The following is a 9,374-nucleotide window of genomic DNA, read 5'->3' as shown; positions in this document are numbered from 1 at the left end:
ATCCATTTGCAGGCGACGACGCCGAGTAACTCACCTTACTCTATCACCTACCTCCAAAAAGGTCAAAAGTCTTTTTCTACATCCCTTGGTCCACGGTTCGCCTCGATGAATTGACGAACAACCCTTGTCAGTTCCGGGGTTTCCGATACCTGGCACGGGGGAGGTGGTAAACTGGACTTAGATTTTTTGGGGTTGGTGGTTGAACCCTTATCCGTGAGATGAACCCCAGCCAACAGCTTACTACCCCAGTGGCATTGGGTTGGGGTCTTTTCCTTGGGTTTATACTTTTGACAAAAGCCTTTATACTTTTTGGCACATTCTTCTAAACTGCTTCCTAGCCGCAGAAAAGCCGGATGCCATTGTGTTAAACCATCATCGGTTAGGCGTTCATAACTGCCATAGTTACTAAAATCATAGAAAAAACTCTGGCGCATTTTGGCAGCTTTAGGATTAGCGTGAATATACCGTAAAGTATTTAATACTCTGTCTCTATCTGAAGAAGGAAACCCATCACAGTAATATCGTTTCTCCCAAAAGTGTCCTGTTCTTCTTAACATCCGATTGAAACACATTGCTGTGTACCAGTTGAGGAAGTGCATAATTTTGGGTAACTCTTCTGGCTGTTTAGGTGCAATCAAATAATGAACATGATTTGACATAATGCACAAAGCATGAAGCTGGAAATTGTATTTATCCAAAACCTTTTTTATTGCATAAAGAAACACCTCCCGACATTCCCGCCGTGATAATTTGAATTCGCGGTTATTGCAACGGGTGGTAATGTGATAAGAGTATCCAGACTGTAAATTTCGAGGTTGTCTAGGCACAAGAAGGAATTATAAATGACTATTTCTGAGAATTTATTTATAGGTAGCCAAAAAAATCTACATTACATCAATCAACATAAACATATCTTTGATGTTGACCATCTCTACACCCTGAATATTTTCGATGATTTTGCTCAAAAAGTTACACATTGGGGATTAGAATGTTCTTGTAAAATCCAAAAAGATCAACTGTATCCGGCTCGGTTTAATTTATTTCGTAATCAACCAAATTGGCAAGATTATCAGACAGCTATTAATTTTTTTCAGCAAGTAGCAGCCAAGACAGATGTTAAATTAACTTATCATCTCATTGAGAATTTTGTTGGCAATGATTTCGATTTCAGTAAAGTCCACCAGATATTAGTAGGTATTGATTTAAGAAGAGAATTTAGTGCTTCTCGCCTCAAATTTTGGTTTATCATCAGCGATTATCCCCAAAAATTAGCCAAGGCAATATCCCTATGTCAATCTGCTGAAGAATTGCAACCATTTTTGGTAGATAATTCCGTTGTCATTGGCTTTGACTTTGACTTCAATGGTGGTAGTGAAATCGAGGTTTATCCCAGTATTAGCAAAGAAAAATTTCAACAACTAGCCAAAGTTCTGTCACCCCAGGCTTTACAACTTTTAGATAGCTGTTGGTCATTAATTATTGGTTTTAGCCAAGGCAACCCCGAAAAAATCCTTTATTATCGTACCAGTGACCCTAATAACTTTATTGCTAATTTACGCAATGATTTAGCTAACCGAGTTCATGCCTATTATCGAGAACAACCTGTACAGGGAACAATTGTAGGACTACGGGAAAATGAAATAATAGCTGGGAGGATAGAAAATTTGAATCTGTATTATCAAATGAGTTCTCCTATAACCACCAACAAAAACTAATAAGAAAATGTAGGTTGGGTTAAGGGACAGCGCAACCCAACAAAATTAAATCACAAAATCACCAAAACGTTAAATAACATCATTAAAATGCAATTTCCAGAAGTCCAAATAAATAAAACTAAATGCCCAAAAAAATTAGATAATTAAAACAGATGTTGCAAAAAGCAGGATTTACATTATTACCAAAGCGGGGAAAAGGTAGTCATTCTTACTGGATTCATCCACTTTTACCAAAACCTGTAGTTCTATCTGGCAAAGACAGCAAAGATGCAAAACCTTATCAAGAGAAAGATATAATAGAAAGTATCAAAGAACTTGAACAATTAGAAAAAGCAGATAAACTATGAAATATAGTATTTTAATTCAATGGTCTGACGAAGATCAAGCCTATATTGCCTTTTTACCTGAGTGGGGAAAATATGCTAAAACCCACGGAGAAAGCTATGAAGAAGCTCTAGAAAATGCCAAGGAAGTGTTAGAAGATTTGGTGTATGGCTATAATCAAATCGGTAAGCCCATACCCCAACCCCAAATATTACAAAAAATAGCTTAAATATGATATCTCCTAACGCCATGTCTCCCATCTTAACTATTCCTCCCCCTAGAAAATGGCGACAAATTAACCCGTCATGAATTTGAACAGCGTTATCATGCCATGCCGAATCTCAAAAAAGCCGAATTAATTGAAGGAGTGGTTTACGTGGCATCACCATTAAAAATCAAAAGTCACGGAGAACCCCATGCTTATATTTTGATTTTCAATAGTGTTTATGCCAAAGGTTTGCTTGACTTTTCTAAAAGTAAAATCACTCTATGACATAATGTAAATATTAATGTATACAAAACAAAAATAATGTAAAATTCATGTAAAATATAGATGAAAGTCTTATGTAAAAATCAACCAACAGCAAAACCTGTATATTGTCTCACCAAAGGTTCATGAAATGCTAAAACAATATCTGATTTTGGCACTCCTAACTCAACTAACTCATCCGCCATGCCAATTTCAGTTCCATCATGTTGTATCCAAATTTTATGATCTTTAATATCTAAATGCAAGACACAACCATGCTGCCGTTTTCTATTTTTCCAACCTACATACATTAATTGATAATGGTCGCCAACGGTATCAAAAATCAATTGTTCTTCAATTTCATCCTTAGCTGAACCTAATTGAGCATATTCTGTGATCACTTGTTTGACATAATTGCGATATTGTTATAGTTTTTCCATGATACAATTACCTCTTGAATCGGATCATAAATCATGATTTTAAGTTGGGAACGCTCAACAACTGTTTTAATAAACTGCAATTGAAAGAAAGAGTAATAAATTCCTGAAGGAACAGCTAAATATAAAACTCGTTGTGGTTGTTGTTCTTCTAATGCCAAATGATAATTAAAAAATTGTCCAATGGCTTCATGAAATTGAGAGATATTAGATGTACCAATAAAACTCTTAATTTCCACCGCTATTTTTTCTCCTTCTCTTTCAGCAGCTAAAACTTGCTCTGCATCGAGATCAATATACATTTCCACATCACCGACTTCTATCCTTAAAGGATCATCTGTAATCACCCAACCCTCTTTTTATAACCCTATCCTAACAGCATCATGAAAAATATCTTTAGCTGGCATTAACTTTATATAAAATTATACTTTTAAAGAATACTTTTTACCCTTAGTTATTATAACACCAATTACAACAACACAATCAAAACCATGCCTAACCTGACAGACATCCCCGGAATTTCCCAAATTTGGACACGCACAAAAGGCGACCCCCGGATTAAAATTGCTATCCTTGACGGTGCTGCGGACTTAGAACGTAGTTGTTTTCAAGGTGCAAATTTTAGTCAATTTAAACCCTACTGGTCAGAAGATATTGAACTCAACGAAGAATATTATTATTATCTCAAGTTACATTTAGAATTTAACCAACAACAAAAAGATAAAAAAGACGACCCAGACCACGACAAAGAAGAAGCGAAAAAAGAACGAGAAGCATTTTTTGCCTCCTTTCCTCCTGCTATTAGACGACGGATAGAATTATCAAGTCATGCTACCCACATTTCTAGCACTATCTTAGGGCAACACAACACACCCGCCCCAGGGATTGCTCCTTTATGTACAGCATTAAATATTCCCATTTCCTTCGCTGGTGATGATTTTATTTCCCCCATCAACCTCACCCACGCCATTAATACAGCTTTGCAATGGGGTGCAAATATCATCCATATCGCCGCTTGTCACCCCACCCAAACCGGAGTAGCACCAGATTTATTTGCCCGTGCTGTCAAACAATGCCAAGACAATAATATGTTAATTATTGCCCCTGGTGGTAATGATAAAGGCGAATGTTGGTGTATTCCTTCAATTCTTCCAGGTGTGATTACCGTTGGTGCAATGCGTGACGACGGACAACCCTTTAAATTTAGCAATTACGGGGGAGAATATCAAAATAAGGGTGTAATGGCCAATGGGGAAAATATCTTAGGCGCACAACCGGGAACGGAAGAACCCATCAAAGAAAAAGGTACAAGTTGCGCTGCACCTATTGTTACAGGTGTTTCTGCATTATTAATGAGTATGCAACTACAACGGGGAGAACAACCCAACGCGGAAGCAGTGCGGGAAGCAATTTTAAATAGTGCTATTCCCTGTAACCCGGAAGATGTGGAAGAACCGGAACGGTGTTTGTTGGGTAAGTTGAATATTCCCGGTGCGTTTCAATTATTGACGGGAGAAAGGTTAGAACCTCACCCCCAACCCTTATCCCCCCAACATAAGGGGGTAAAAATCTCTCGTTCCCAGGTTCTACCTGGAAATGGGACATCAGAAGCTGTGCCCCTCGCTATATCATCGGACAGAGCCTTGGAAAAGGCATTCTCAGCCGGAGACTGGGAAGGAGAATCTGGTGTAGCAGTTGCTACTATTCCAAGAAGTGAAATAACAGAAGGTGTTACCCCTAGTGCAGCCTCTAAACTTGTCTATGCTTTGGGTACTATCGGTTATGACTTTGGTGATGAAGCCAGAAGGGACTCTTTTAAACAATTAATGCCAGCAGTGAATATTGACGGTGCAATTATCCCTGCTAACCCTTATGATACCCAGCAAATGGTTGATTATCTGTCAGCAAACCCCAGCGAAGCTAAACCTTTAATTTGGACTCTCAACCAAGAATTGACTCCCATTTATGCTTTAGAACCCGTTAGCGGTTTTGCTGCTGATATCTATGAAACTCTAATTTTAATGTTAGAGGGACAAATTCAACCAGAAGACAGTGATGATTTTGTGGAACGGGTGAGTATTCCCGCCAGGTTGACAGATAGAACCGTAGAATTATTTTCTGGTCAAGTTGTACCTGTAATTACTCTAACTAATACTAGGGGAATGTATGGCTGGAAAGTCAACAGTTTGGTAGATGCAGCTTTGCAAACTGTGATTACGGAAGGCACAGCACCAGCCCAAGAAATGGCAATGCGGAAAGCTTTAAGTAGTTTCTTAAATCGAGTTTACTATGATTTACAAAATGTAGGAAAAACTGCTAAACATCGGGCGCTGAATTTTTCTGTCACTAATGTTTTTCAAGCAGCTTCTAGTTTTAGCCAAGCTATTTCTACGGGTATGCAGCTTGATAGTATTGAGGTAGAAAAAAGTCCTTTTTGCAGAATTAATAGTGATTGTTGGGATGTGAAATTGAAGTTTTTTGACCCGGAAAATGGCCGTAGAGCTAAAAAAGTTTATCTGTTTACTATTGATGTTAGTGATAGGATTCCTGTAACTTTAGGTCAAGTTCGTTCTTGGTCTGTGGGGAAATAAGAGGTTCAAAACATCACAATAAGGATTCCAGGGATTTTGATTTAACTTCGGTAAAGGTTGACTGGTGAATTGTGGAGCTTATTTGACTCCTACCTAGTCCATAGCCCCAGCGCTGCTGCTTTAGCAGCAACGCATGGGTACAGATGCAGTTATTCCCAAGTTAGAATCAGAGCTGAAGTTAAATAATTGCTCTGGTGTTAGCACTAGCTAAAGCTTCAACTAAACCCCGCACCGCAGCAATCATCGCCACTTCACTGTTGAGTTGATTAATTGCAGAACCCACACCAACCCCAGCAGCACCAGAGGCTATAGCTAAAGGTGCGGTGACGCTGGAAATACCCGAAGCACACAGTACAGGTACGGAAACAGCACGGGAAATTTCATAAGCTGCGGCTAAAGTGGGGGCTGCTTTTTCAATTAATCCCAAAGTTCCAGGGTGTGTAGGTTGACTGCTGGTTCCGCCTTCGGTTTGGATAATATCAGCGCCGACCTTGACTAGTTCCTCCGCTAGATGCACTTGTTGATCTAGTTCTAGGATGTGGGGAACTGTCACAGATAAGGTAATTTCTGGTAACAGGACGCGGGTTTGTTGAGTCAGTGTTAAAACTTCTTCAGCAGTAAATTTCCGTCCTTGGGCATAAAAACTATCAAAATTGCCAATTTCAACTAAATCAGCACCAGCGTTAACAGCTAAGACAAATTTTTCTGGTTCAACCGCTGATACACAAATCGGTAAATTAATCAAGTTTTTAGCCATCTGGACTAAATCAGCATCGGCGGCGATATCGACAAAAGTAGCGCCACCTAGTTCAGCTGCTTTGATGGTAGCAGCAACGCGGCGACCATCAAAATTATTCAAGCCACTAATGACTTTAAGAACGCGACGGTCAGCAAATGCACGTTGGAGAGTAGGCTGCATTGTCATGGTTTTTTGTTCAGGCTAAGAAATAAGACCTATTTTACCCTCCCTGAGTTGGTGGGAATCGTAAACGAGTAAAAATTACCATACCATTCGCCATTCCCTGTTCCCTATTCCCTTTTATGATGAATATATAAGAAGTGCGATTCGTTTCTAAAAGTAGGTGCACTGAATGCTGCAAGTGGGAAAATTGAGTCAGAAGCCAACCCTTGGGGTAATGCCTAAGATAGGCTGACAGACTCACGGTGATATAGAAGATAAAACGGCAAAATATGGGTAGTATTTGGGAAATCGATTTTTACTCTCGTCCAATATTGGACGAAAATCAAAAAAAAGTTTGGGAAGTCTTAGTTTGTCAAAGTCCTGGGGATATTCGCACCAAGCCGGAATCTTTGTTTCGTTATGCAAAGTATTGTCCTAGTACCCAGGTAAATTCCCTTTGGTTGCGGAAGGCCTTAGAGGAGGCAATTGATCAGGCGGGGAAAGCGCCGATGAAAATCCGCTTTTTCCGCCGTCAAATGAATAATATGATTACTAAAGCTTGTCAGGATCTGGGTATCCCTGCCCAACCTAGCCGCCGCATTTTGGTTCTCAATCAGTGGTTGAGACAGCGAATGGAAGAAGTTTATCCTCAAGAACCAGGGTATCAAGAAGGAACCTTACCTTCAGTGCCCTTAGAAAACCCTTTACCCCAACGTTTACCAGATGCCTTAGAAGGTCAACAGTGGGTGTTCGTCAGCCTACAAGCTGCTGAATTTGCCGATATGCCACACTGGGAAATTGGTTTTGGTGAAGCTTTTCCTCTGGAATTAGCCAATATTTCCCCTGAAACCCCCATTCCTGGTGTTTTAATCTTTTCCCCCAGAGCGTTACCCATCGCAGGGTGGATGTCGGGCTTAGAATTGGCTTCCTTGAATTTTGACACCAAACAAGGGCAGAGATTGGTATTAGAAACTGGTGCTACTGAAAGTTGGATTTTGGCTAATATTAAAAATCCCCAAACTTTAGCCCAAGCTCAAGATTATGAACAAGCTAAACAAAAAGCTAATGGAGTGCATTTTATTGGTGTCCAGTCTGATGCTCAAGCAGACTCTTTCACGGGATTTTGGCTGCTAAAAGACTTAAATTTTGCCTAACTGGACATTACCAACCAGAGGAAACCGTCAAATACTGATACAGGCTAATGCAGCCCAAAGATTTGCAAAGAAAATTTTTGAGTCTATCTTAATGGAACAAGAGAACTCACGTTACATTCGTCATGGCTAAGGACTTTACCCAGTTGAAGAAACTACCAGATTATGAATGGCTGCAAGAACCAACTGCTGCTGTTCTACAACAATCACTTAAGAATCTCGAATCACCATTTAAAAACTTTTTTGCTAAAGGTGCTAGATTTCCGAAATTCAAAAGTCAACATTCTCACCACTCAATGGGATTTCCTGAAAGTTGCTCAATTAAAGGTGGGGGATTAAAACTACACTGCTTTGCACTTACCGGGAGATTGTCAAGAAACCCAGATAATACCAATTATTTGGGATAATTATCTGCGTCCATATATTTGCACATCAAAATCCAAAAACCACAATTCACCGAGGGTCATGGGTTCTGAAAACTTGTTACAAGATACACTAGCAGAACAGCTGCTGGAACTAGCTGTTAAATCAGGAGCAGAAGCTGCGGAAGTTTATCAATCGCGATCGCTCTCACGTCCTGTATTCTTTGAAACCAACCGTCTCAAACAGCTAGAAACCAGCCAATCCGAAGGCACAGCACTACGACTGTGGCGAAATGGGCGACCTGGACTCACCGTAGCCTATGGTTCAGTTCCAGCACAAACAATAGTAGAACGAGCCTTAGCCTTGAGTCAGCTAAATAAACCAGAATCAATAGACCTAGTAAAAAACTCTAGAACCTCTTATCCAGACCTAGGCAAACCCGTACCATTAGAAACATTAGTCAACTGGGGCAAACAAGCCATCGCACTAATCCGTGATACCTACCCAGAAGTGCTTTGCAACGGCGACTGGGAATGTGATTCAGAAACCACCAGAATTGTGAACAGTCAAGGCTTAGATAGTTTCTACACAGACACAACCCTCAGTTGCTACATAGCAGCAGAATGGGTACGGGGGGATGATTTTTTGAGTATTGCCGATGGGCAAACACAACGGGACATCCTTGACCCTGAAAAACTAGCTCATCAAATCCTCCAAAGATTAGATTGGTCTCAACAAAACGTCCCGCCCCCCATGGGTCGAATTCCAGTTTTATTCACATCCAAAGCAGCAGATATGCTGTGGGGAACTGCACAAGCAGCATTAAACGGCAAGCGCATCCTCGAATTAGCCTCTCCTTGGGTGGAACGCCTAGGCAAATTAGTCATATCACCCGCCCTTACCCTTTACCAAAACCCACAAGCAGGACCCTACAGTTGTCCTTTTGATGACGAAGGCACTCCAACAACATTATTAGTTTTCATCCAAGAAGGAATTTTACAAAACTATTATTGCGATCGCGCCACGGGACAACAACTAGGCATTAAAACCACTGGTAATGGTTTTCGCCCTAGTTTTGGCAGTTATCCCACCCCTGGCTTATTTAATTTCTTGATCCAGCCCGGTTCAGCATCACTAGAAGACTTAATCAAGGAAATAGATGATGGCTTAATTGTAGATCAAATACTTGGTAGTGGTGACGCCATTTCTGGAGACTTTTCCATCAACATTGACTTAGGTTATCGCGTCAAAAACGGTCAGATAATTGGGCGAGTCAAAGATACAATGGTCGCAGGTAACGTATACACAGCCATGAAACAATTAGTAGCACTAGGTAGTGACGCTGATTGGAATGGATCTTGCTACACTCCATCACTCATAGTAGAGGGATTGTCCGCGATCGGTAAAACCTAATCCACCAGAT

The 9,374-nt window shown here is 40.4% G+C and carries 11 protein-coding genes and 1 pseudogene; 8 read left to right on the top strand and 4 right to left on the bottom strand.

Features of this window, described 5'->3' with window-relative positions; all coding sequences use genetic code 11:
- Positions 1 to 62: 62 nt before the first annotated feature.
- Positions 63 to 827 (bottom strand): transposase, encoded by a 765-nt coding sequence (locus NWP25_RS11120; RefSeq protein ID WP_280699396.1) that lies wholly within the window; start codon positions 825 to 827, stop codon positions 63 to 65.
- Between the two features lie 15 nt (positions 828 to 842).
- Here NWP25_RS11120 and NWP25_RS11115 point away from each other — a divergent pair, with 15 nt between their 5' ends.
- The 4 genes and pseudogenes from NWP25_RS11115 to NWP25_RS11100 all read left to right on the top strand — a co-directional run.
- Positions 843 to 1,715, top strand: coding sequence for a LynF/TruF/PatF family peptide O-prenyltransferase (locus NWP25_RS11115; protein ID WP_280699394.1), 873 nt, complete (start codon positions 843 to 845; stop codon positions 1,713 to 1,715).
- A gap of 152 nt (positions 1,716 to 1,867) precedes the next feature.
- A complete protein-coding gene (locus tag NWP25_RS11110) occupies positions 1,868 to 2,062 on the top strand; it encodes a type II toxin-antitoxin system HicA family toxin (protein WP_187040294.1) in 195 nt (64 codons plus the stop codon).
- Positions 2,059 to 2,268: a type II toxin-antitoxin system HicB family antitoxin gene (locus NWP25_RS11105; RefSeq protein ID WP_271761347.1), complete on the top strand. Its 210-nt coding sequence runs from the start codon at positions 2,059 to 2,061 to the stop codon at positions 2,266 to 2,268. The genes NWP25_RS11110 and NWP25_RS11105 overlap by 4 nt, the downstream gene beginning before the upstream one ends.
- A 20-nt stretch (positions 2,269 to 2,288) precedes the next feature.
- A pseudogene (locus tag NWP25_RS11100) lies at positions 2,289 to 2,487 on the top strand (Uma2 family endonuclease); the annotation flags it as partial.
- A gap of 125 nt (positions 2,488 to 2,612) precedes the next feature.
- Here NWP25_RS11100 and NWP25_RS11095 read toward each other — a convergent pair.
- On the bottom strand, positions 2,613 to 2,909 hold the full coding sequence (locus tag NWP25_RS11095) for a XisI protein (RefSeq protein WP_280650419.1): 297 nt from the start codon (positions 2,907 to 2,909) through the stop codon (positions 2,613 to 2,615).
- Complete coding sequence (locus tag NWP25_RS11090; protein ID WP_280650418.1) at positions 2,906 to 3,292, bottom strand: XisH family protein; 387 nt, start codon at positions 3,290 to 3,292, stop codon at positions 2,906 to 2,908. The genes NWP25_RS11095 and NWP25_RS11090 overlap by 4 nt, the downstream gene beginning before the upstream one ends.
- A 144-nt stretch (positions 3,293 to 3,436) precedes the next feature.
- On the opposite strand from NWP25_RS11090, the gene NWP25_RS11085 reads away from it, so the two are divergent.
- Positions 3,437 to 5,536 carry a S8 family peptidase gene (locus NWP25_RS11085; protein WP_280699392.1) on the top strand — a complete coding sequence of 700 codons (2,100 nt, stop codon included), beginning with the start codon at positions 3,437 to 3,439 and terminating at the stop codon, positions 5,534 to 5,536.
- 178 nt (positions 5,537 to 5,714) lie between these two features.
- Here NWP25_RS11085 and NWP25_RS11080 read toward each other — a convergent pair whose 3' ends face one another.
- Positions 5,715 to 6,461: a DUF561 domain-containing protein gene (locus NWP25_RS11080; RefSeq protein ID WP_280656514.1), complete on the bottom strand. Its 747-nt coding sequence runs from the start codon at positions 6,459 to 6,461 to the stop codon at positions 5,715 to 5,717.
- A 266-nt stretch (positions 6,462 to 6,727) separates the two neighbouring features.
- Here NWP25_RS11080 and NWP25_RS11075 point away from each other — a divergent pair, with 266 nt between their 5' ends.
- From NWP25_RS11075 to NWP25_RS11065, 3 genes are all read left to right on the top strand, one after another.
- The gene (locus NWP25_RS11075; protein ID WP_280650415.1) at positions 6,728 to 7,591 is read left to right on the top strand and encodes a Tab2/Atab2 family RNA-binding protein; all 864 of its coding nucleotides are present in this window, start codon (positions 6,728 to 6,730) and stop codon (positions 7,589 to 7,591) included.
- Between the two features lie 122 nt (positions 7,592 to 7,713).
- On the top strand, positions 7,714 to 7,995 hold the full coding sequence (locus tag NWP25_RS11070) for a hypothetical protein (RefSeq protein WP_280650414.1): 282 nt from the start codon (positions 7,714 to 7,716) through the stop codon (positions 7,993 to 7,995).
- A gap of 58 nt (positions 7,996 to 8,053) precedes the next feature.
- Positions 8,054 to 9,364 carry a TldD/PmbA family protein gene (locus NWP25_RS11065; RefSeq protein ID WP_280699390.1) on the top strand — a complete coding sequence of 437 codons (1,311 nt, stop codon included), beginning with the start codon at positions 8,054 to 8,056 and terminating at the stop codon, positions 9,362 to 9,364.
- Positions 9,365 to 9,374: the final 10 nt, after the last annotated feature.

This window comes from Umezakia ovalisporum Ak1311 (genome assembly GCF_029891685.1).
GTDB lineage: Bacteria > Cyanobacteriota > Cyanobacteriia > Cyanobacteriales > Nostocaceae > Umezakia > Umezakia ovalisporum.
Note: the sequence above shows the minus strand (reverse complement) of the source record. Positions and strands in the feature narration are given on the sequence as shown.